The organism is Paenibacillus sp. FSL H7-0735 (assembly GCF_038008505.1).
GTDB classification, from domain to species: Bacteria; Bacillota; Bacilli; order Paenibacillales; family Paenibacillaceae; genus Paenibacillus_AQ; species Paenibacillus_AQ odorifer.
Genome location: NZ_JBBOZH010000001.1, coordinates 3,603,931 through 3,627,467, shown reverse-complemented (window position 1 = coordinate 3,627,467; position 23,537 = coordinate 3,603,931). Strand labels below are relative to the sequence as shown.

Annotated in this window: 18 protein-coding genes; 4 read left to right on the top strand and 14 right to left on the bottom strand. The window is 44.4% G+C overall.

The window, feature by feature from the left end; genetic code table 11:
- Window positions 1–3: 3 nt before the first annotated feature.
- From NSS82_RS16495 to NSS82_RS16445, 11 genes are all read right to left on the bottom strand, one after another.
- The gene (locus NSS82_RS16495) at window positions 4–1,035 is read right to left on the bottom strand and encodes a glycoside hydrolase family protein (protein WP_178420256.1); all 1,032 of its coding nucleotides are present in this window, start codon (window positions 1,033–1,035) and stop codon (window positions 4–6) included.
- Window positions 1,036–1,051: 16 nt separating this feature from the next.
- Entirely contained in the window at window positions 1,052–2,251 is a 1,200-nt protein-coding gene (locus NSS82_RS16490; RefSeq protein WP_076272548.1) for a glucuronate isomerase, read from the bottom strand.
- A gap of 59 nt (window positions 2,252–2,310) precedes the next feature.
- Window positions 2,311–3,873, bottom strand: a complete 1,563-nt coding sequence (locus NSS82_RS16485) for an extracellular solute-binding protein (protein ID WP_036677873.1) — start codon at window positions 3,871–3,873, stop codon at window positions 2,311–2,313.
- A 209-nt stretch (window positions 3,874–4,082) separates the two neighbouring features.
- Window positions 4,083–5,909 (bottom strand): cache domain-containing sensor histidine kinase, encoded by a 1,827-nt coding sequence (locus NSS82_RS16480; RefSeq protein WP_076272547.1) that lies wholly within the window; start codon window positions 5,907–5,909, stop codon window positions 4,083–4,085.
- On the bottom strand, window positions 5,909–6,934 hold the full coding sequence (locus NSS82_RS16475; protein ID WP_076099254.1) for a response regulator transcription factor: 1,026 nt from the start codon (window positions 6,932–6,934) through the stop codon (window positions 5,909–5,911). The genes NSS82_RS16480 and NSS82_RS16475 overlap by 1 nt, the downstream gene beginning before the upstream one ends.
- 171 nt (window positions 6,935–7,105) lie before the next feature.
- Window positions 7,106–7,969 carry a carbohydrate ABC transporter permease gene (locus NSS82_RS16470; RefSeq protein ID WP_038570993.1) on the bottom strand — a complete coding sequence of 288 codons (864 nt, stop codon included), beginning with the start codon at window positions 7,967–7,969 and terminating at the stop codon, window positions 7,106–7,108.
- 18 nt (window positions 7,970–7,987) lie between these two features.
- The gene (locus NSS82_RS16465; RefSeq protein WP_051491014.1) at window positions 7,988–8,881 is read right to left on the bottom strand and encodes an ABC transporter permease; all 894 of its coding nucleotides are present in this window, start codon (window positions 8,879–8,881) and stop codon (window positions 7,988–7,990) included.
- A gap of 179 nt (window positions 8,882–9,060) precedes the next feature.
- On the bottom strand, window positions 9,061–11,421 hold the full coding sequence (locus NSS82_RS16460) for a glycoside hydrolase family 95 protein (RefSeq protein WP_256715515.1): 2,361 nt from the start codon (window positions 11,419–11,421) through the stop codon (window positions 9,061–9,063).
- Window positions 11,422–11,591: 170 nt separating this feature from the next.
- Window positions 11,592–13,406 (bottom strand): hypothetical protein, encoded by a 1,815-nt coding sequence (locus NSS82_RS16455; RefSeq protein WP_178944206.1) that lies wholly within the window; start codon window positions 13,404–13,406, stop codon window positions 11,592–11,594.
- A 288-nt stretch (window positions 13,407–13,694) separates the two neighbouring features.
- Window positions 13,695–14,678 carry an aldo/keto reductase gene (locus NSS82_RS16450; protein ID WP_076272545.1) on the bottom strand — a complete coding sequence of 328 codons (984 nt, stop codon included), beginning with the start codon at window positions 14,676–14,678 and terminating at the stop codon, window positions 13,695–13,697.
- A 157-nt stretch (window positions 14,679–14,835) separates the two neighbouring features.
- Window positions 14,836–15,222 carry an NAD(P)H-binding protein gene (locus tag NSS82_RS16445; RefSeq protein WP_244886485.1) on the bottom strand — a complete coding sequence of 129 codons (387 nt, stop codon included), beginning with the start codon at window positions 15,220–15,222 and terminating at the stop codon, window positions 14,836–14,838.
- A gap of 156 nt (window positions 15,223–15,378) precedes the next feature.
- Here NSS82_RS16445 and NSS82_RS16440 point away from each other — a divergent pair, with 156 nt between their 5' ends.
- On the top strand, window positions 15,379–16,287 hold the full coding sequence (locus NSS82_RS16440) for an AraC family transcriptional regulator (protein ID WP_076144149.1): 909 nt from the start codon (window positions 15,379–15,381) through the stop codon (window positions 16,285–16,287).
- 460 nt (window positions 16,288–16,747) lie between these two features.
- Here NSS82_RS16440 and NSS82_RS16435 read toward each other — a convergent pair whose 3' ends face one another.
- Window positions 16,748–18,244: a glycoside hydrolase family 43 protein gene (locus NSS82_RS16435; protein WP_076272544.1), complete on the bottom strand. Its 1,497-nt coding sequence runs from the start codon at window positions 18,242–18,244 to the stop codon at window positions 16,748–16,750.
- Window positions 18,245–18,387: 143 nt separating this feature from the next.
- On the opposite strand from NSS82_RS16435, the gene NSS82_RS16430 reads away from it, so the two are divergent.
- Together NSS82_RS16430 and NSS82_RS16425 are read left to right on the top strand one after the other, a co-directional pair.
- Window positions 18,388–19,251 carry a helix-turn-helix domain-containing protein gene (locus NSS82_RS16430; RefSeq protein WP_038570981.1) on the top strand — a complete coding sequence of 288 codons (864 nt, stop codon included), beginning with the start codon at window positions 18,388–18,390 and terminating at the stop codon, window positions 19,249–19,251.
- A gap of 713 nt (window positions 19,252–19,964) precedes the next feature.
- Window positions 19,965–21,095 (top strand): glycosyltransferase 61 family protein, encoded by a 1,131-nt coding sequence (locus NSS82_RS16425; RefSeq protein WP_081386590.1) that lies wholly within the window; start codon window positions 19,965–19,967, stop codon window positions 21,093–21,095.
- Between the two features lie 76 nt (window positions 21,096–21,171).
- Here NSS82_RS16425 and NSS82_RS16420 read toward each other — a convergent pair whose 3' ends face one another.
- Window positions 21,172–21,897, bottom strand: a complete 726-nt coding sequence (locus NSS82_RS16420) for a dihydrofolate reductase family protein (protein ID WP_076272542.1) — start codon at window positions 21,895–21,897, stop codon at window positions 21,172–21,174.
- A gap of 12 nt (window positions 21,898–21,909) precedes the next feature.
- Window positions 21,910–22,656, bottom strand: coding sequence for an SDR family oxidoreductase (locus NSS82_RS16415; RefSeq protein WP_038570975.1), 747 nt, complete (start codon window positions 22,654–22,656; stop codon window positions 21,910–21,912).
- Window positions 22,657–22,824: 168 nt separating this feature from the next.
- Between NSS82_RS16415 and NSS82_RS16410 the strand changes: the two genes are divergently transcribed.
- Window positions 22,825–23,370 (top strand): TetR/AcrR family transcriptional regulator, encoded by a 546-nt coding sequence (locus NSS82_RS16410; protein WP_076272541.1) that lies wholly within the window; start codon window positions 22,825–22,827, stop codon window positions 23,368–23,370.
- Window positions 23,371–23,537: the final 167 nt, after the last annotated feature.

Sequence of the window (23,537 nt, the reverse complement as noted above, 5' to 3'; positions counted from 1 at the left end):
CTCTTAAAGCGTTGTCCTTAGTGGAATGACCATATTCCAAGTGTGCTTCGCATTTCGGAACCCTCCCGGTCCATCTGCTACCGCAGCGAATAAATGGGTAGGAACCCCTTCCTGAAATAATAGGAACGGCCGTTCAAAGCTGCCCATCCACTGCTCAGTGCCGTCCTCCCAGAGAACTCGTCGGGAATACGATTGCGTTGAATCAGCCAGTTGCCAGTCGGTTCCATTCTTAGAAGATGCAAATATCCCACCGTGCTTTTCTCCACATATCCGGCCATCCATATCCTTGGCGATCATTTGGTACCCGTCCGCCGTCCGCCAGATAAATGGATCTTCAATATGAGACCGCTCTGGTGGAAACAGCGGTGCGTTGTTAATTACTCTATATGGCCCTTCGTCCTTAGATGAACCGGCAATGCCAAGCGTCATCTGTCCATAGGAATTGCCTTCGTATTTGCGGGCTTTATATACCAATAGCAAGGAGCCATCTTCGCGGATACAAGGAGCCGGATTGGATGTGAGGAAGCTGTCGAACCTGCCCGGACGTGTAGGCAGAATAGGTGCATCCATCCTTGTCCATGGTCCGAATACACTGTCGGCTACAGCTAGGCCAACACGTTTGTTGGCACGAGCGGCAATCACCCGATAGTCGTCAAGTTCCACTGTTTCATTAGGCTGCGGCTCAGCGAATGGATGAGTTGAGCCCATATAATACAACAGAAACTTATCGCCATAACGAAGGATATGCGGATTATGGGTGCTTCGTCCGTCCCAGTATTCCGCTCCCCTTGCGGGTAGTACGGTTTCTTCGTACGTATAGGGTCCTTCCGCGTTATCGGCAGATGCGCGGACAATTTCTGAGCGAAGTAACCATCCCGGATGCATCGGCAGCCACTTCGGCCAACGGGATGCGAATAAATGAAAACGCCCATCCTCGCCACGCACAGCTGATCCGCACCACACCCACCAGTCCTCCATACGGAATCCTCCGTTCAAAGGAGCAGGCAACATTCGGTCCATTAATGAAAAAGTCATTTTCTCCCTCCATGGCTTATTGCTTAACATCCGTTAGTCTATAACGTTTAGCAGCACTGCCATGCAGCCATTCCGCAGCAATATCCAGCGCCTCATCCCGGCTGATCCAGCCTTCCGCTATTTGACTTTCCAAAAAGCGCGCAAGTATTTTTTTAACGATCAGCAGCTTGCCATATGTCCATTCGATACAGCGCGCATCCGAGACAATGAGCGAACACTTGAGCGGGGCGAGTGCCTCCAACCGATACTGCATGCTCTGCAAATAGGTACTGGGTCTGAAGTTATACCACCACATCCCGCCTACATGAACGTTAGGGAAATTCCATGCAGCCTGCACAACATCCAGGTTATTTAATTCCGAAGCCACCACCAGCTCAAACGGAATGGAATACCGTTCGAATAAACCGTACAGTTTAACAATCCGTAGCGAATCGTTAACTGGCGCAGCTGATGTATTACACCATCTGCGTTCGACGCCGAGAAACAGCTGCAAGAACATTCCTCTTGCTTGCAGTTCCGAACAAATATGATGAAAGAGCAGCATCATGATTTCATCCGGTCCAGTTACGTTGCTAAGATTGTAAACATCATGAGCTTTGGCTTCAAAAGCTGGCAACGTAGTCATGATTCCTGGACAGCCCATAGTCTGATAAGACTGCAGCTGCTCGCTAATAAATTTTTTCGCTTGAGCATAAGCAGCCTCCCGGCTGGGATCATAGGAATCTGCAATATTCTTTGCCAGCTCAGGCAGCCAAGAGTCAATTCGAGGAATCAGTAGAGCATTTTCCCTCATGTGTGCAAAGTTGGCATGTTCCGGACGGTTTACAATAAACCGCTGCACATGCAGACGGTCAGCTACGTTCTGCGCCCAGCCGGGATCGTGACTTTGCTGTTTAATCGTTATATCCGCTTTGAACACCGACTCTGAATCTGTGATGGAGATACCGTACAGATCTTTCATGATTGCTGTAAAAGCACGATTCATCATCGTATTACGGGAAGCGTGGTAGGCGCTAACAAAAGAGTCAGCCCGTTTCCCTTTCGAAAGTTGGTCCGCATTCGCCGGATATCCTGCTGACTGAAGCTCTTGGTTCAACCAGAAATAATCGGCTATTTCCCAGAAGTCAGCCGCGTTTAGCTTATCGCCGACGAGATGGGTATGTGTATCGATTACAGGCAGACGCATGATTTCATCACACAATGAAGTTTGACTCATCGTTCTCCCTCCTAACTGGCAGGAAGCCCTTCGAATGAAGAGGCTTCCTGAGAATCTATCTATTTACGACTTTGCTGATTAAGGATTCCCTCATTATTTTTGTAGCGTTCTGTTGCTTCTTTTAAGATTTCTACGCCGCCTTTTTGCTTATATTCCTCGATGACTTTTGGGAAATCGCTAATCGGTTCTTTGCCATAAATCATTTTGACCATATGGTCTATGATCAATTTTGGTGCCTGATCGGGACGTTTAGAGGCAAGATCAGGGAACTTGCTGAAAGACTCCAGATCAGGTACAAATCCGATGCCCCCTAAGCCTTCTTTGCTCAGCGTTTCATCCAATGCTTTCAAGACATCTTTACCACCCGAAAGCAGCTCAGTTCGTTCGCGGTTGATCGTTCCGTCCCCTACCCAGCGCAGCTGTGTGCGGAATTTCTCTTCATCTTGGGCAGCCTTGTTCTCTGGCAGCTTATAATCAACTTTTCCGTCTTTTACCGTGTAATTTTCGCCTTCAATCCCAAAGCTATAGAAATTACTTGCTTCCGGGGTCTGCATCCATTCAAACATTTGAATAATCCGGGCAGCCTTTTCTTTACTGACCTTATTGTTGATATACAGTGAGGTATTGACCGAACTATACAAGCCATATCCTTTTTGTCCATTGTCACCGGTTGGCGACGAGATAATATCCACTTTCGCTTCCGGATTGGATGCGGCGATTTGGGTCCGGAAATCCAGTAGATTCTGCGCGTTAGCTGTCCAGATTCCTGCATTGCCTGCAGCAATATTTTCGCCATACTGCGCCGTCTGAATTGTTGCAAAATCCTTTTGAATGAGGCCTTCGTCATACATCGTTTTGTATACGTTCAGTGCTTTTTCCATATTCTCGGAATTATAAAATTTGGGTACGATCTCTCCATTATCCTCTGTAAACTGATAGCCAAGCGCGTCATATGCACCGAATGCGATATCTGCATATTTGAAGTTCTCACGCATCTGATAAGGCGCGCTCACACCGAGTTTCTTAAAAGCGCGTAGCACATTCAAGAAATCTTCAATCGTTACAGGTACCGGGAGACCGGTTTTCTCCAATAAATCTGTTCGGATAAAGGTGGCACGTCGAGACGGATTGCTGAGCCAAGTCGGAATGCCATATATTTTTCCGTCGTAGCTGACTTCATCCCATGCTTCCTGCGGGACAACCTTCATCAAGTTAGGCGCATTCTCCTTCAGCAGATCATCTAGCGGCATAAAAACACCAGCCTGAACCGATCCAGCCATCGATTTATCTGTAGCCCCTCCGACATTTTGAACCACATCCGGAATATCACCGCCTGCGAACATAACAGCCATTTTGGAATCAAAGTCCTTCAAAGGAATTAACTTAATGTCTAAATCGACATTCGCCCGTTTTTCCAACTCCTTGACCCACTTATCGGTGTTAATGTCTTTAGAACTTTCCGTGTAAGCGTTTCCGCTTGTGTTTAACGAAATACTAAATTTAAGCGGTTTTGATTCGCCTGCTGCATCGGCGTTACCGTCCGATGTTTCATTGCTTCCGCATCCTGCGACGAGACTTGATACAAGCGCCGTGGATAGGATCAGACTAACCCATTTTTTCATCTGGATAATCCCCCTTATTAGTATAAAAAGGTATTTGGTTTACCTGTACCCATCATAAAGCTGTATCATCAGCACTCCCATGGGGTGGATTATTATGGGATGTGTTTTTTTGTGATCGGTTGCCGTTATAAAAAAAGGCCATCCCAAAAAGTCCGCGGCTCGGACCTCAGGACAGCCTTTTGATCCTCGTTCTCTTCGGCGAGTAGCGCCTATGCGTTAAGCACTTGATGTTCCTTCCTTCCGGAAATCGGCATTCTCATGATCATGCGTGTTCCCCATTCTGGACTGCTTTCTACGTCAACACCGCATTCTTCCCCGAAGACAAGTTGTATCCGGCGGTGAACATTTTGCACACCGATGCCACCTGGGCTTCCTTTACCTTCATCCACATCGGCGAGTCGATTTTCGCTCAGTTTGAGGCGAAGTTCTTCAAGCCGCTCCGGGGTCATCCCGCTGCCATTATCCGTAATGCTGACCCAGAAGATATCGCCATCCTCTCCAGCATCAATCGTAATCGTGTGATGATCTTCAACACCATAACGAAAAGCGTGCTGGAACACATTTTCCACAAGTGGCTGTAAGGTCAGGCGGACCATTTTGCGCAGAAGCATTTCAGGCTTTATCCGCACATCGATTTCAAACGGCCTTCCGATCCGGTGATTGATAATGACCATATAATGGATGACATGCTTCAGCTCATTGGCCACGGTTATCTCTTCAAGATTGGTGCGCACCGAATAATGCAGCATGTAGGACAGGGCTCCGACAATTTCTGATATTTTATCTGAATCCTGAATTACTGCATAGCAGACCACCGTTTCGAGCGTATTATATAAAAAATGGGGGTTGATCTGTAACTGTAAGGATTGGAATTCGGCCTTCTGCCGCTCGGCTTCCACTTCCTTGTTCTTCAGTTCTGATTGATACACGGTGTCCACAAGCTCTGACAGGCGCGTTACCATCAGATTGTAACGAACGATAAGCCCAGTGACCTCATCCTGGCTTTTCGGAAGGGAGATTAATTCCCAATTTCCTTTTTCGGTCTGGCTCATTCCTTTCATCAGTATACGGATTGGTGTAGTAACAGACTTACCAAATCGGCTTGCCAGAAACAGCGCTATCATAAATGTCAAAATCGCGACAGCAATAATATAATTCCGGATGGTAATTAGCGGCTTTTGCAGCTGAGTGTCTGGAATGGATACAACCAGATGCCAACCGGAATATTCCGCATTACGGCTGATATAAGATTTTTCCACTCCCTCTGCCGAGCTGCGGAACATCGCATCTCCTGCTAGCTCAATTTGCTTGCCAAGACTATCGGGAATCAACGTCCCTACTTTGTTTTGATCGTTATGATATTGAATCCTGCCTTCGCCATCTACAATAAAAAAATAGCTTTCGGGACCAAGATCGATCCCTTTCCATAACGTGGAGAGCTCCTCCGCTTTGACTTCGATGCCTACAAATCCTTTCATCTCTGGTGACTGAAGGCCACGAATGCTGCGGATTAAGGTCAACATCGGCGTTTGATCCCCACGGATACTGTAATTGATTACATTCAACTGTCCACTGACATCTGTATGTTCTTTGAAATACCTAATCTGTCTAGCGGTGTCTTCCTGTGTAAAAGATGGCGCTGAACCGCCATTATAATAATAAAGCGCATTTCCGGAATACCCGATAATATATAAGGCTTCAATCTCGGGATTGCGAATCCATACTGGTTCGACAATTGCATCGCGAATATCGGTCGTGTAGCGGTAATTTTCATATTCCTCACGGTCTGATGATAGGTCAATATATCTTTTAACTCTCAAATCCGTTAGTAGCGCCACGGTCGACCGTTGATAGGATGAAATATAGAGATTGGTATGATGAACTGCATTATTTACGATTTGTATCATCTGGTTTTCAGTACTTGCCTGCAATTGCTTGGCAGAAATGCTGTAGAAGGAAATCCCCAGCGCTGACAGGGAAAGTAAGATGACAATGGTAAAATAAAATAGCAGCTTCCGGCTGAGGGTTGCTCTCATTATTCAATGCCAAACGAAGCACGGTATTCCGAAGGTGACACACCCACGAGATTTTTAAACGTCTTCGTAAAATGGGGATAATCCTCGTAACCTACATGAATCGAGATATCACTGATTGTCATGGTAGGTACGGCAAGAAGTCTGCGCGCTTCCTCCATTCTTCTTCGGATCCGGTAGTGTACGAAGGTTTCCCCCGTCATTTTTTTGAATAATGCGCTGAAGTAGGTGCGGGCAAGTCCCACCCGTTTGGCTACTTCTTCTAACGACACATCCTCAGCCAAATGTTTATCAATGAAAGCTTTTGCTTCTTCAACCGGGTCCTTATAGTTGCCTTTGCGAGTAAGTTGCAGCTCCGCAAGTATACCGTTTATTATCGCGACAAATGCTAACATCGTTTCTTTTTTCGTATTGGCGGCTTTCACATCTCCACAGCACCGGGACTGAGGCTTCCAGCCTCGGCGTTCCAAGCGATCTACGATCATTTGTAGACAATCATTTAGGACTGCATCCATGCTAAAGACGTTCAACCCTTCAAATAAACCGGATGTTTCTCTGTCATCAAGCAGACGGTTTGTCTCATCACGTTGCAGCAGCCAGATATGTTGTTCCAGCTGTTCGGCCCAATCCACGTATTTATGAACAGGAATAATGTTGCCTGTCATTCCGGATATAAGTTCTCTCAGCATATCATGCACATCCTGCTGGAGAACCGGCTTTAACAAATATCGCTTAACGCCGTATGCCATTGCTCGTTGAGCATATTGAAAGTCATTGTACCCGGAAATGACTGCCACCTGGACATGACTGTAATCACGGTGAATTCGTTCACATAAATCAAGGCCATCCATCCGCTTCATGCGCAAATCTGTCAGCACTAAATGCGGTTCTAGCTTTTGGATAGTTTCTAAGGCTGCTTCGCCATCGTCGGCTGTATAAATCGCGGTGAATGAGACCGGATAACGCTGGACCATCTTCACCAATCCTTTTTGAATGACAGGCTCATCTTCTACAATCAATACTCGCACTTGTATCAAATCCCTTCCGGAATGGAATCAGAATCAGTTGTCTTGTGGTATGAAATTGATTTGAAGTTGCGATCATTGGCAACGCTTCCATTTTTGAGTTTGGATTATATCTTACCATATTTTGATAAGCAGATGGCTGTTTCTTTTAAAGGATGATGCAAGCTGGTTGATTTAAGACTTAATAGATCCGATTAACATCCCTTTGATAAAATACTTTTGCAGAAACGGATACACGATAATAATCGGTATGACGGAGACGACAATAACTGCCATTTGCACACCTGCCGGAGATACTTCATTTACGTTTTCTAATAAGCTGCCCGCTTGCCCAAGGTCGTTACTCAGTACGATTTCCCGAAGCCGCAGCTGAAGTGGATAAAGCGCTCGTGTATTGATAAAATACAACGCCGATGAATAAGAATTCCAATGGGATACCGCGTAGAACAAGCCCATAGTTGCCATAACAGGTTTGGACAAAGGAAGGATGACGCTCCACATCGTGCGCAGCTCTCCCGCTCCATCCATTCGCGCGCTGTCTATCAGCTCAGTAGGCAGGGCTGAGAAAAAAGAACGCATGATGAACAGGTTATATGCACTGATGGCCGATGGGATGATTAATACCCATAAAGAGTCGATCAAGTGCAAGTTTTTGATGACCATATAGTTCGGTATGAGCGGAGCGTGAAATATCATCGTAATTAGGATTAAAATCAGAACTCCTTTGCGCATCGAATATTCGGATCTGGATAAAGGATAGGCCAGTGATGCAGTTAAAATCAGATTAATAACTGTTCCGACAACTGTAATAAATATACTTACCATGAAAGCTCTCCAGATGGAGGTATCCCCAAGAATAACTTGATAATTCATAAGCGTCCAATCTACAGGGAATAGCTTAACCTCGCCTGCATTAATGGCATGAGTGCTGCTAAATGATTTGGCGAGCACATGCAGCAGAGGGAAGATCATCAAGCACCCGACCAGCATCAGAAATATATAGTTAAAAACGTCAAACAGGCGACCTTTATTTTTCATTTACTCTTCGACTCCTTTCTAGTAAAGTCCATCCCCTGATGCTTTTTTGCTAAGCGTATTCCCGATCATGACTAGCAACAGTCCGACGACCGATTTAAAGAGGCCTATAGCTGTTGTATAGCTGTATTGCTGATCAATAAGACCCACTCGGTATATATACGTATCGAGAATATCTCCATTGGTCTCATTAAGCGAATTGATAAATACAAACACTCGCTCGAAGCCAAAATCAAGGAAGTTACCGATATGAAGCAGGAACATAATCATGATGGTGGGCAAGATCGTCGGGATCGTTATAGATAAGGTTTGTTTCCACCGATTTGCTCCGTCAATCCGGGCCGCCTCGTACAGCTCAGGATTCACAGCAGCGAGTGCGGCTAAATAAACAATAGTTCCCCATCCACTGTCTTTCCATATGCCTGTTCCAACCAGGATGGTACGAATATACGAGTCCTCGCCCAGAAAATAAACGGAGTCGAGCCCAAAAGCATTTAAGATCTGGTTCACGATACCTGTCGTTGGGGACAAAATGCCGATCATAATCCCCCCAATAATGACCCATGAGAGAAAATGGGGCAAATAAACGACGGTCTGCAAAATCCGTTTATAGAAAGCTTTTCTCACTTCATTAAGAAGGAGGGCGAATATTATGGGAACCGGAAACGCAAAGACCATATCATATAGGCCAATCAGGATAGTATTTTCAAGAATTCTCAAAAACTCTGGATAGGTGAACATCCGCCGGAACTGATCAAGGCCAACCCAAGGACTGCCTGTAAAACCTTTGAATATGTTGTAGTTTTGAAAGGCCATGATGGAACCCGCCAAGGGTAAGTATTTAAATACGATAAAAAAAATAATGCCCGGCAGTGAAATGAGATATAGCGCCTTATATTTGCGCAAATTGGTCATTCGTCTTTGGAATGGGGAAAGATCTGGCCTGCTCGCTGGCAATGCGGCTGGCACTTGTTGTGGCATAAATATCGCTCCTTTGGTTGCAGTTTGGATTTTGTTGTATGGCTAATGTTAATCCAATATCCAGGTCTTCAAAATGGAGATTTTTCGGCTTGCCTGTGTTTTATTACGATTGACTATTGTGCACAAATCTTGCGGGACTTCCCTGCAACTGAAGAAAAATTATATTCAAATCCCTGACCATCGCTAATAAGAGATTGTTCTGGCAGATCAAGCGGAACGGCAGACCAAATTTGATATTCAGCGGTTAACGTAGAGTGAATCGTCGCTTCATCAAGCTTTCCTTGGCTCCAAGAAAGATCAACGGTAAAACCACCTCTTGCTCTCATTCCCCTTATGCTGCCTGAAGCCCACTCCTTAGGAAGGGCAGGTAATAGTCGAAGTTCTCCTCGGTGGGATTGCAGCAGCATTTCTGCTACGCCTGCTGCTCCACCAAAGTTTCCGTCTATTTGAAAGGGTGGATGGCAGTCTAAAAGATTCGAATACGTGGAGGAGGCTAAGAGATTAAGTAAATGCTCGTAGGCTTCCGCACCCATACCGAGACGGGCATAAAAGTTGACGATCCATGCCCTGCTCCAGCCGGTATAACCTCCACCTCCGTCAAGGCGGCGTTCAAGCGTTCGCCGGGCTGCTGCGGCAAGCTCAGGGGTGTGCCTCATGTCAATCTGTTCACCCGGATGTAAAGCGAACAACTGAGAAATATGCCGGTGACCTGCGTCTTGCTCTTCGTAGTCAAACAGCCATTCCTTAATCTGTCCATGACTGCCCACACTCGGCTGTGGAATGTGTTCAAGCGTCTCATGTAGTTCAAAGAGAAACATTGTATCTTCTTCTCCGAGAATTAATGCCGCTTCCGAACAGGCGGATAGCAATGTATATGCGATTTGCAAATCCATAGATGGTCCCATACAGAGGCTGCCGCTGCTTCCGTCCGAAAGAAGGAAGCGGTTTTCAGGGGAGACCGAAGGCCCAGTAATCCGTACACCACCTTCCTCTACCATGTAATCAAGCAGAAAAAGCGCTGCTTCCTTCATCACTGGATAGGCCCTTTCCTTGAGAAAAGAAAGGTTCAGTCCAAACCGGTAGTGTTCCCACAAATGAAGGCATAACCAAGCAGCACCCATTGGCCAGACCGTGCAGGTAATTAGGATGCCTTCAGGTCGGGTTTCCGCCCATAAGTTAGTGTTATGATGAGCAACAAAACCGCGACAGCCGTACATTTTTTTCGCCGTTTCTTGACCGTTCAACTGCATCCGTTCGATCAGATCAAACAGCGGTTCATGACATTCAGCCATATTTAGGACTTCTGCAGGCCAGTAATTCATTTGGAGGTTAATATTAATTGTATATTTTGATTCCCATGGCGGGGTAAAGCTATCATTCCATATGCCTTGCAGATTAGCAGGCAACGTACCTGGTCGAGAACTGGAAAGCAGTAAGTAGCGCCCATACTGTACATATAGTGCAACTAGTCCCGGATCACCAAACTCATTGGAATTGCTTCTTTCATCTTTTGCTTGCTGTAACCGCAGTAATCGCTTATCGGTAGGAAGCTCGGCGTACGGGTCGCCATCCCTTGTTAAATCGATTGAAAATCGAGCAAACCGAGACTTGTATTCCTCCTTATGCTGCTTTATTAGAGTTGCAAAAGACTGAGCCATGGCTTGATCCAATTGCTCTAGACAGGCTTTTTCAGGTTGATCCACACGAAAGGTACTCTGCGCTGCCAGCATAAGGGTGACAGAGTCTGCCCCCTCAATAGAGATGAAATCCCCGATGAGCCTCTGGCGGCCTCCTTGTTGAACTGCCCTTAGTGCTGTGCAAAAGCGAACACCATCCGCTCCGCATTCCCCATTCATTAGAACTGTGTTAGCAAGGCCAGTGCTACAGCCGGTATCGAACGGACGACGCATAAGATTCGCAGCCAACGTGATCTTGCCAAGTCTGTCAGCTGTCAATCGGACTACTAATACACCGTCCGGTTCACTTACAAAATATTGCCTGTAATAGCGAACCCCGCCACAACGGTACGATACCGTAACGACCGCTTGCTCCAAGTCGAGCTCCCGCTCGTATTCTTCAATAATCTCACTGGAATCCAGAAACTTTAAAATCAAATCGCCAAGTGGCTGGTACGGCTGTTCATATTTTGGTGAAGCAGTCATAGCCATTCGTGCCAAATGTTCTGCCTCCGCCTGCCTGCCGTCTTTCAGCATTTGCCGAATCACCGTCAAATATGGCTGAGCTGCAGGATTAGCTGCGCGTCCAGGGCCTCCGTACCAGATTGAATCTTCGTTAAGCTGGATTTTATCTTGGCCGATCATACCGGACACCATTGCCCCGAGGCGCCCATTTCCTATGGGAAGAGCCTCATTCCAATTTGACGCCGGGCTTGTATACCATAATCGAAGACGTTCTGATTCTCGCATGGTTGCCGGTAATGCCACCTCTTGTTTCGCTCGTCTTCTTTCACTCAACTCTTGTTCACCTGGCCTTTCCTATTTTCAGGTCATATCATTCGTCAGTAACTCCACTTCCTATGCTACTCTTGATCCTGATGTCTCTCCATGGCATAGATTGTTAGGGGTTGTGTTTTTTTATGATCCAAACTAAAAAGGATGCGGAAGATTCCGCACCCTACTGTAAATTATTTTTTTATATTACTGAGCGCATTTCGACCTAAACGTTCCATCAGCTGCTGCTTGTAGAGACTATTAATGACGACATGTTGACCGCAACTGCACCAATATCCATCTTCACGGGGCCGGGGATCATAATCGTTAGGAACCAGTCCAGGTACCTTGTTACCAACATGGCCAATGGCGTAGTTTTGAGCGGTTGGTGGCCGCTGTAAAGTGAGTTCTCCTTGCGTATTCCAGGTTACATAATTCGCGCCTGCCCAGCCATGTCCGCTGCCTAACCACGCCCTATCCCGAATAGAGATGGGAGCTTTGATATTATCGAACAGGCCTCCGACTGACCAGCGATGATGAGGCTCACTGGTGTTATAATTGTTAACAGCTACCCCATCCAGAAATACATTTGGCCCCGGTACCCAGCTATCGACGGTGAACGCATGCCGCGCCGTTTCTGTATAAATACGTTGAGCGAGATTTAGCTGACCCATCTGATGTATGACATAACGGCGACCCCCAGTAACCACACTGATCATATCGTACATTTGACAATCCTGAACCGTAATCCATTTGGAATAACGCTTCATTTGAACGAGAGAATAGGACAGATGGTAACCCGTCACATCTCGAACCCAGCCATTCTTCACACTGTTGAACACGACGAAGCGTTCAGCATGCTTTTCGTCCGCATAATAAGGATCCGTTGTATCGTTATCCATCTTAATATCTATAATGCTCGGGTCAAAATCGGACTCTACCCTCATATTCTCTACCCCCACCTGCTGAATGCGGGCATGGTCTGTATATTTATAGATCTCTCCGCCGCCCCACTGAAGTTCGATAGCATTCGCTAGTGGGGCATCGACCGTAATCGCATTACCTACAATAGCAGTGATGACTCGGTCAAAATCCAGATTGAACGGTGACCATTGGGTTACGGTTCCACCCGGGCGCTTATATATGTTATCCATGCCAATTTCGTGAATCCAGTTTTTATCACCTATTCTGCGGACTATGATCTGATCGCCTACACGATAAGCATTCCCGTCTTCTACATGGAAAGTGCGCGAGCCTGAGGGTACATACAAATCTGAAATCATCCGTTTCGAGTTGCTGTCCAGCATAAGATCTGCATTTTCACCAATTTCAATTAAATTTCGTGGTTTCGCTCCGGTACCATAGATAATTGTGCCCTCTTTGTCCTGACCTTCGCCGCGAAGGACGATCCCGCTTGCTTTAATGAATAACGTGCCTCCGATTTCATATCTGCCTTTTTTCAACAGGATCGCTCCGCGGAATCCGTTCTTATCGAGCGGGAGCTTGGCCAACTGGTCAATTGCTCTTTGAATACGTTCCGTCGCGTCTCCGTCCAAGGGTAGAACGGTCGACTTAACGGGGATATTCGGGATTTCAACACCGCCACCCCTATAACCCGCATTGGAAAAATCCAAGATCCGATTACCTCGATAATCACCGATATACATCATCATTCCATCGTTACCAAGGAAAGCAATTGGGCTCTGTCCCGCGGGGATGCTCTTTGGATCCAGCACGGTAAAATAATATGAGTCATACTGAGGAGATTTTCCGTCCTGTTTGAGGGTCATTCGCAGTTCATAAGTACCCAGTTGTTCTGCCGTGCCTAACGGTGTCCATTCCATTAATGAGTCTTTGACCATAGGAGTCTCAGGCAAACTATCAACCAGCTTCGTTCTATCAAAAATCAATTCACCGGCAACCCTTCCGTCAACACACGATGTGAAGGAAACCGTCGGATAAACCTCCCTAGGCTTGAGGATAGCTGGTTGACCAATTTCAGTAGTCATGTGCGTATGCTTTAACGTGGAATTAATAATAAAGAGTTCACCTCCTTTTCTATATTCACTCTCACATGTCGGATACATATTACCTTGGCAAAAGAAGAATTAACATGTCATTTTTATTGATTGGAATGTGTTTTCTTATTCACCTATTTAAGCAAACCCTTGCACCCGCATGGTGCTGAGCAACGATTAAGCCAAACTAAAGATAAGATTCTAAAGGCACTAAATAAGGGATGAAAGTTAACTTAGATAAAAAAAGGCGCGATCCCAAAGGGCATCACGCTTTTTTATCTAGCATAGATTTCCTATAACTGGGTGTGGCACATAAGGCTCTTCTAGTCTCGCTATTTCACTTGACTCCAGTTTCACTGATAATGCTGCAACGGCGTCCTCCAGATGATTAGGTTTGGTAGCACCAATAATAGGCGATGTTACTGACTCTTTTTGCAGAACCCAAGCAAGCGCTACTTGTGCACGTGGAATCCCGCGTTTAGCCGCAATTTCGGTAACTACCTCAACAACCTTGCGGTCAGCTTCAGCCATTTTTGCATAAAATGCCTTTCCGACTTCGTCTATCTCTGAACGAGCTGTTTGTTCATTCCAATCACGGGTTAGTCGGCCTTTAGCAAGCGGACTCCATGGGATCACACCGATTCCTTCTTCCCGGCAAAGAGGCAACATTTCCCGTTCTTCTTCCCTGTAGAGTAGATTCAAGTAATTTTGCATAGAGACAAATTTAGTCCAACCATTTCGCTCAGCAACATGCTGCGCCTGCAAGAACTGCCATGCATACATAGAGGACGCTCCTATATATCTAACTTTCCCTGCCTTTACTACGCCATGAAGTGCCTCCATGGTCTCTTCGATGGGAGTGTCATTATCCCAACGATGAATCTGGTATAGGTCCACATAATCCGTGCCCAGCCGTCTTAGACTGTTGTCTATTTCGGTCATAATCGCTTTGCGTGAAAGTCCTGCCCCATTTGGTCCCTGATGCATCCGGAAAAACACCTTTGTCGCAATGACTACCTCATCCCGGCGAGAGAATTCTTTTAAGGCACGTCCGACAATTTCTTCGCTAGTTCCGTCAGAGTATACATTAGCCGTATCAAAGAAGTTGATCCCAAGCTCCAGTGCTCTTTTAATAAAAGGTCTGCTCTGCTCCTCATTCAGCGACCACGGAGCCATTCCACGTTCAGGTACTCCGTAACTCATACAGCCAAGACAAATTCTAGATACGTCCAAACCAGTACGTCCAAGTTTTATATATTCCATTAGCTTGTGCCTCCTTTAGATTTTGGGTTTGTTAACTCCTAAACTGCGGCAAATTTCCATATCTGGTGATTCAGCCAATTTAACAACTAACGCAGCCACACTTTTTCGCGACACTTCTCTCCCTTTAAAAGGTTCACCTTTCTGAGTTGTTTCGTAGTCAAATGATTTCTACTGATTTTCGATATGGATCCAATATACTGCTGTACTTCTCTCCGGGAACTTCATCGTAAATGCCCATTGAGCTTATAAAAATCAAACGTTTAAGACCAGTTGTATTCATTGCCTCTACGATAGATCTAGACATTCCTTCCAAATTACCAGCCAGATTGGCATAAACAACATCTTGCCCGATCATCGCTTCTTTTAATTGCTCACTATCCATAACGTCCCCTTCAACTACTCGAGCACGGCTGGATGTTATATAGCTTAATCTGTCCGAGTTGCGAAGATATAGAGTTAACTGAGCATCGGTTTCGTTCAAGAATAAATCAATCGCATGACGAGCAATTCCACCGTTAGCGCCTAAGATCAAAACATTGCTCAATTTCAAAACCCCTTTCTTAGTTCTAATTATGCGATGTATGAAGTTGACACCGTTATCTCAATTATCTTAAATGATTGCCTATTCCTCTCACTAGCACTAACACAAAAGATGCTTTTACTTTATAATTGAGTAAGAATAAAACATTAGGAGGAGCACATGTCTGAAGAATTACTAGAGCGGAAAGAAGAACTCGCCAGATTGATTGAACATCATTCGTGCCAGGATGGAGTATATGAGACCGCTATCCCCTCATTGTTTGTGATTCGTAACTCCAACGTGACCGAGCCAGTATACAGAGTATACAAACCTTCTTTATGTTTCATTGCGCAAGGAACAAAGGAGATCATACTGGCCAAGGACCGTTTTGAGTATGGTCCCGCAAATTATCTAATATCATCAATGAATTTACCGGTTATCGGTCAGATTATAAAAGCTTCTCCCAATGCACCCTATTTAAGCTTTAAGCTAGAATTTACGCAGAGTCAGATATTGAAGGTACTAAATGATTCCGAATTTAAACTCGCTCCGAAAGAAAATGCTAAGCGAGCTATGTATGTCGGGCAGATAGAGTTATCACTATTGGATGCGATCCTGAGATTGGTACGTTTGCTGGATGATGCCAAGGACATTCCGTTTTTGGCTCCGATTTATACTGATGAAATTCTATACCGGCTTCTGCAGGGACCATATGGAGTTACACTCGCACAGATTGCGATGGAAGGAAGCAGCACCTACCGCATTCGGGAGGCCATCGAACAGATTATCGAGAACTGTGATAAACCTTTGCGCATTGAAGAGCTTGCTGAAACAGCCAGTATGAGCATTTCTTCGTTCCATAGACACTTCAAAGAGGTAACTGCCATGAGTCCTATACAGTTTCAAAAGCATCTGCGCTTACAGGAAGCTCGCCGCCTTTTATTATCTGAATCAGCGGATGCAGCGGATGTCGCGTTTCGCGTTGGCTATGAAAGTGCATCACAATTCAGCCGCGAATATTCACGGATGTTCGGTTCACCACCTAGAGCAGACATCAAGCGTTTGAAGGAAGATATGCTCATTGGATAAAAGCGTGCTTCATTCACAATATGGAACTATCCGCTAAACACCAACATGTATAGGTAACCTTTGCGCACACGCTGATTCTATCGGGTTTATCGCTAATGAGCTTATTACTATCGGACCCAGAGGACCTTAAACGCAGTAATATCTCACATTTGGGATGCTAAAGGACCGCATAGCTGCTATTGGCTCAAAAAACGCTCAATCTGAATCGCTTTCGAAGTAATAGCTGCAATGGGGTCCGAAACTAAGCTCAAAAAGGGATAAATACGCAAATAACGTCCTCTGAGTCCTTAAGCCCAAGAGGTTTATAAATACAAGCTGAGGCAAACAACCAACGACGACAAAAAAACAACGACAACCAAAAAACACAAAGCAGCGATTCATCCATACTTGGAGAATCGCTGCTTTGTGTTTTCCACAAGCTAACACTGCTTTTTCTGACGAACACATAGCCGACCGCTTTTTATTTCTTTTGATAGCTAAACCAATCATAATAAGCAGTTGTTTGATTAGGAGAGTAGCTATACATACCGAAAAATACTCCAGTAAATCCGCCTGCGACTTCAGTAGATATCAAGTGTGTCTCGGCTTCGCCAAGCAGATGCCATATTTGATCCACACCTCGATAGTAAAACATATATTTTTCAGGTAATGCCTGGATTCTAAATTCTACCGCCGTGCCTTCGAAAGGCGAAGAGTATGCCACATCGCTTATGCTCCCTACCTGTCTGCGTAGTGTAATAACATTTTCACCTTCCATTTGCGTTAGTCCAATTGCGTAGTGATACTTCTGATCCATAAAAACTACAAGACCAGCTTCGTCACCATCAAGAGGGCTAAATTCCATTTTGGTGGTAATTTCACAATTCAAATGCCGCTGTCTACAACCAATAAAAGCAGGCGTTCCCTTCTCATTTAATCTCACATCTGATCCACGTAAAGCTAGCCACCCTCCCCGTTCCTGCAATGACCAATCTACCTTATTAGCATTACGAATGAAATTCCAGCTCATTCTTAGGTCAGATTGATTAAAATCGTCGGTTTCAGGCTCTTCTTCCCACGGCATTGGTGAAGGCAGGTCAGCTTCCATTTCTAATCCAACCACTCCGTTATCCCCAATCATTGGCCAACCCTCCTCCGTCCACTGAACCGGAGCCAAATATGTCTCTCTGCCAAGATGATGACGGTAAGGATAACCTACTGGTCGAATCCCCAGAAATACCGCCCACCAGCTACCATCCTGTGCTTCAACTAAATCGGCATGTCCTGTAGCTTGAATGGGGTAATCTGAACTTCGATGAGTCAAAATCGGATTGTGAGGAGACGATTCATAAGGCCCATATGGCGATTTACTTCTTGCAATAGTCTCCATATGTCCATATTCTGTCCCACCTTCTGCACACATCAAATAATAGTAATCGTTTATTTTGTAAAGATGTGGACCCTCCGGGAATTTCCCTCCGCTACCAGTCCAGATCAAGCGTGTATCGCTAAGCTTTTGACCCGTTTCAATATCAATCTCACATTGGTAGATCCCCATTCCTTGCTCGGAGCCTGTGCTTGTGAAATAAACCTTTCCATCATCAAAAAACAAGGAGGGATCAATACCTTCCTGCTCCACATAAAGTGGATCCGACCATTCGCCTGTAGGGTCATCCGCCCAAACGTAGAAATGACCTCCGCTATCCTGATTTGTCGTAACCATATAAAAACGTCCGTTATAATAACGAAGAGTCGGCGCCCACACACCTCCGGAAACCACTGATTCATCAAATTGAAGCTGATTCTCACGAGTCAAACAATACCCAAGCTGCTTCCAATGCACCAAATCCTTGCTGTGCCAAATAGGTATTCCCGGAGAATAGGCAAATGAACTGTTTACCAGATAATAATCCTCGTCTACTCTGCAAATGCTTGGATCTGGATAAAACCCCGGGATAATCGGATTGTTATATTTCATGTAGTATTCTCCTTCTCTATCTTAATCACTGAAACCTATGTCAAGGATTATACTGCTTCAGCTGGATAGAAAGCCTTGATTATTCGGTCCTAAAATAGCATGATATAGACATTCATCTAGACAAGCTTTTGGAGGGTAACGAGTTGAGTGAATTTTATTTAAAATGGTTTACATCTGATCGTCAATTTCCATTTTTTATTCAATACGGCTATCACGACGAAGACACCGATCTACATAGACATGCGGACTTTTCAGAGCTCGTAATTGTATTGAGTGGTACAGCTACACATATTGTTAATACTGAGGAGTCTTTTATCAAAAAGGGAAATGTGTTTGTAATTAATGGTTCGACCCCGCATGCTTTTAAAGATCCTCAGGATTTCAAGATCTGCAATATTATGTTTCAGCCTGAAATGCTATCGACAGCTGGGCCAGATTTGCGGACATCCAACGGCTTTCAAGCATTATTTGTGTTGGAACCCCTGTATCGTCATAAACATTCCTACACAAGCAAACTCAGCTTGCCGATTCCTAACCTGGAGTATGTCTCTTTTCTCATAGCGGGCATGATTGAAGAATATCACAACAAGCTACAGGGTTATCAGACCATGCTGGGCTCCAAGTTTATGGAACTGGTTGTCTATTTGTCCAGACATTATGACCAACAGGAAAAAGGGATTCAAGGGAACCATCTGATGCATTTGGCGAATGCACTCTCATATATGGAAGATCGTTATCTTGAGCCCTTAACACTGGATCAGATCGCCAAACATTCGGACATTTCAGTCAGACACTTAAACCGGATCTTTCGCTCCTACTATCAGACAACCCCGATCGCTTATCTTCATCGTTTACGTCTGGAACGGGCTTGCGGACTATTAAAGCATTCTAACCTCAGTATCACCCAAATCTCACATGAATGCGGGTTTAGTGATAGCAATTATTTTACCCGCCAATTCACCAAAATCTATGGGATGTCACCTAAGGTCTATAGGAACAAGCTTTGAGGGTAAAAAAAGAACACCAGGCAGCGATTCTCCTATTGTTGGAAAATTACTGTCTGGTGTTTTTGGATTAACCAGCTTACCTGATCAGATTATGGGCAAGTGAATATAAACAAACTAATGGTCCGCATATCGCTTATAGCAAACCTTGGAATGTAACCGATCGGAATGCCCTCTCCGTATTCTCTTAGTTCTGTGTCTTATTCGAATCTGGGAGATAACTGCATTCTATACACTTATTCCGTACGCAAAAAGAACCTTCATACTTTAACTGCATTCTATACAACTAAAAACGATCAAATCCACCTATTGGGTAGAAAATCAAGGAAATAGATGTACGAAGTACACTTATATCCCCGAGCTGAGTGATTTGAAGGAATATAGTTGTACGAAATGCAGTTAAACGTTGGTACACATCGCATCCATCGGCTATCTATTCAGCGTTAGCGTGCTCGTCGCTTATTAGTTAATAAGTTAATTCATACCAACAATGGAACATATGTCTTTTCCAGAAACGCAATTTCTTCATAGGTTAACGCATATATTTAGATTTTTGGATCTGATCTGTTTCTGTGCGATGAGTTGTTTCTGCTCAGTCTCACGTAAGTCTTCTTGTTCATACGCCTCTTTCCGAGTAAGCCTGTGTCCAAAGAATCTTCATTTCATAAAATAGCTTAATAAGGTTTCTGCGCTTCTACTTGGGAATATGAGGTGACATGATGTTATTTTCTGCACAAGGGGTACCACCCCAAGGATATTACCAAAGCATCTGGGACTTTACTTCCCACAACGAAAACAGTACAAAGGAAGCTGGGAATGTCGTTCCTTTTGACTTCGGACGGGCGGCTGAGTTCAGAGCGCCCAAAAGCATTGAAACGAGTATTGCTCCAGCACTAACACCTTATTGTTTAGAGCCCTTTGGCGGATACGTAGCCACCATTTCCAGAGGGAAGGTATGGGGAGAATCTGGTGCCCTTCTAACACCAGAAGGGAAATTGATCTTTGATCTTTCCCAAGAATATGATGCCGAACAATACAGGATGCTTGAAGCAGATGAGCACCCTGTGTTTCACCGGTGGAACGATCCTCAGCTTCAACATTTTGCCGGGACCGCGGCGGTGTTAACATTTTGCGGAGCCCATAACTATTTTCATTGGATGTATGATGTGCTTCCTAGATTAGCGATGCTTCAATCGAGCGGAATCACTTACTCCACTATTATCATGAATCCAAATCCGTATGGACCCTTTGTGGAACAAACGTGGGCCATGCTTGGGATATCCGAGTCATTGGTGATCCGGACGAATTCAGAAGCATATGTTCAGGCTGACCAGCTACTTGTCCCTTCCTTAATGATGAATTCACATTATCCTCCTTGGACCACGGATACACTGCGGAGATTTTTGTTACCGCATAGAGAAACAACACTAGTCACTCCAGAACGAATTTATATCTCACGAAAAAAAGCAAGCTCAAGAAGGTTGGTTAATGAAGATGATGTCATCCGCTGCCTAGAGAAATTTAATATCGTACCGATTTGTCTAGAGGACTGGACGGTTGCCCAGCAAATCCAATTATTCGCCTCAGCAAAAGTAATTGTAGGTCCACATGGTGCTGGACTCGCTAATTTGGCTTTTTGCCAGCCTGGAACACAGGTCATTGAAATTTTCCATGCCCAGCATGTTGTTCCAACCTATTGGATGATCAGCAACCATAATAATCTCGAATATTATATGGTGTACGGGCAAGGTGTAGCAGATCCTGCGATTCGTTTTCCAGGACTGGAGGACATCTATGTGAACGTAGATCGTCTGAAACAAACGATGCATCTGGCAGGCTTCGAATGAGAAGCTTGCTTACTACTTTCTCGAATTCAAAAAGCGCAAAGCATATTTTGCTTTGCGCTTTTTAAGAAACATAGATTTAATCACGCCGTGTTACATACTTCAACCATAGCCCATCATCCGCAAGTTTTTCTACACTTTTTAAGCTGAAATTTGCTGGGGTCTGTTGTTTCATAGATGCATCCATTTCAAATATGGTCACAGAATTAGAGGCACCATCTACGATGGGAACAATAACCAAGCTTAACTCATCAATTAAGTTTTCGTTCAGGAAAGAGCCGTTTAAAACGCCCCCACCCTCCAGCATCAATTCATCGATTGAGAATAATTGTTTCAGCTTTCTCACGACTACAGAAAAATTCAATCGTTCTTTTCCACCGAATATATATGAGATTCCTAGATTTTTCAGATAAGCTAGATAAGCATCAGATACCTGTTCTGTAAGCACTTCAATGATATGATGCTCTGTTCTATTGTGACTTCCTTCTGAAATGTAGTTTTTGGTCCAGCCCAGTTTTCCCGAGGGATCTACAGCTACTGCATATGTTGAGGCATCATTTTGAGCGATAAATTCTGTTCTAGGAATGCTTGAAGTGTTACTCTGCTCTAATTCTAATTTATTGCCTAACGTAAAATTTTCCTCCATGGTAATCCTGCCACATATCCAAGCTTTACATCCATACCGATCATGAATGTTTTCGTACTCATCAATAAAATAGGCAGTCCGTTCTTCATCCAAGTAATCTCCGATGGTTTTACCATCCAATGAGATAAGCATATGGCAAATAATATAGGGCCTGTCCATAACGATCCCCTTTTAACCTACTTGAACTGTTGGGCGAATAATCATTTCATTGATAGCCAAATCTGAAGGTTGCTCAATGGCAAATGTGATGGCACGAGCGATGCTGTCTGCATCAATGGCTATTTTGTAAAATTCATTCAAGCCAGCTTTTGACTCTGCATCTGAGGTAGTATCTAACAATTCGCTGCTGACGGCTCCTGGAGAAACATTGGTAACACGAATATTGGTTCCACTCATCGCTTCTTCTTGACGAAGCCCTTCAGAAATTGCTCTAACCGCATGCTTGGTGCCACAATATACTGTACCCCCTGGGTAAATGTTATGGCCAGCAACCGATGATAAGTTAATAATATGACCAGATTTTTGCTCTCTCATTGATGGGAGAACAGCTGCAATCGCATATAAAACCCCTTTGATATTTACGTCAATCATTTGATCCCATTCATCCACCTTTTTCTTAAAAAGAAAAGCTTGTGGCATGATTCCCGCATTATTAACTAATACATCAATTTTGCCAAACTCTTTAAGTGCATAAGCAGCCAGTTCTTCCATTTGTGCTTGGGAAGTCACATCTGTCACTTTGTAGATGGCTGTTCCACCACTTTGTTCAATTTCTCCTTGAAGCTTTTGAAGACGTTCCTCACGACGAGCGGCTAGGACAAGCTTAGCACCTTTAGAGGCTAGTTCTTTCGCGGCGGCTTCCCCAATCCCACTAGAAGCACCTGTAATAATTACGACTTTATCTTTGATATTTGGCATGTGAAAAAACACCCTTTCGATATTGTATATTGATTTATTAATAGACTATAATCTATTATTATAAACAGTTACAGAATACATTCAATTGTACGATGAGTCTGTTTTGTTCAATACTAAACAGATCCTATAAATGTGTTTATTATTTTTAGAAAGTAAGGTGAGCCCCGAATGTCTAAAGTGGATAGAAGAATACTCAAATCTCAAGATGCGCTTAAAAAGGCCGTCATTGAACTGATGACTAAGAAAAATTTTGACGACATTACCATACAGGATCTCTCCGACACAGCAAATGTAAGCCGGGGAACGATCTACCTTCATTATCTGGATAAATATGATTTGTTAGATAAACTTATCGAAGAACATATAGAGGTCCTAAGAGCACTTTGTGAATCGGCGTCTGAATTGGATTTTATCGAGGCAACGTTGATCTGGACGGAATACTTCGATAAAAATTATTCTTTCTTCTCTATGATGTTAGCGAGTAAAGGTGCTCCTTATTTTCGAAATCGTTTCTTAAGCTTTCTTCTCGATGAGTTTCGGCATGAAGTAAATGTCACCGCAGGAATAAACCAAGGGTTAAATGAAGAGGTTATTATTAGTTTTGTTGCATCGGCTTATGCAGGGGTAGTGGAATGGTGGTTCAAGAATGAAAGACCTGTACCACATCAAGTCTTGGCTGAACAACTCGGAACGTTATTAGAGAGGAATTTATAAAAAGAGCGGCGATTCTCCTATAATAGGTGAATCGTCGCTCTTTTTTATCGGGCATTAATTACGCAATAGATTACACATCTTTTTAAGGACTTCGGACCCTGGGATGCTATTCCTTCACCCCAATAGCTGCAGTGGGGTCCTTTAACATTCTGAAAATCAGAAAATCT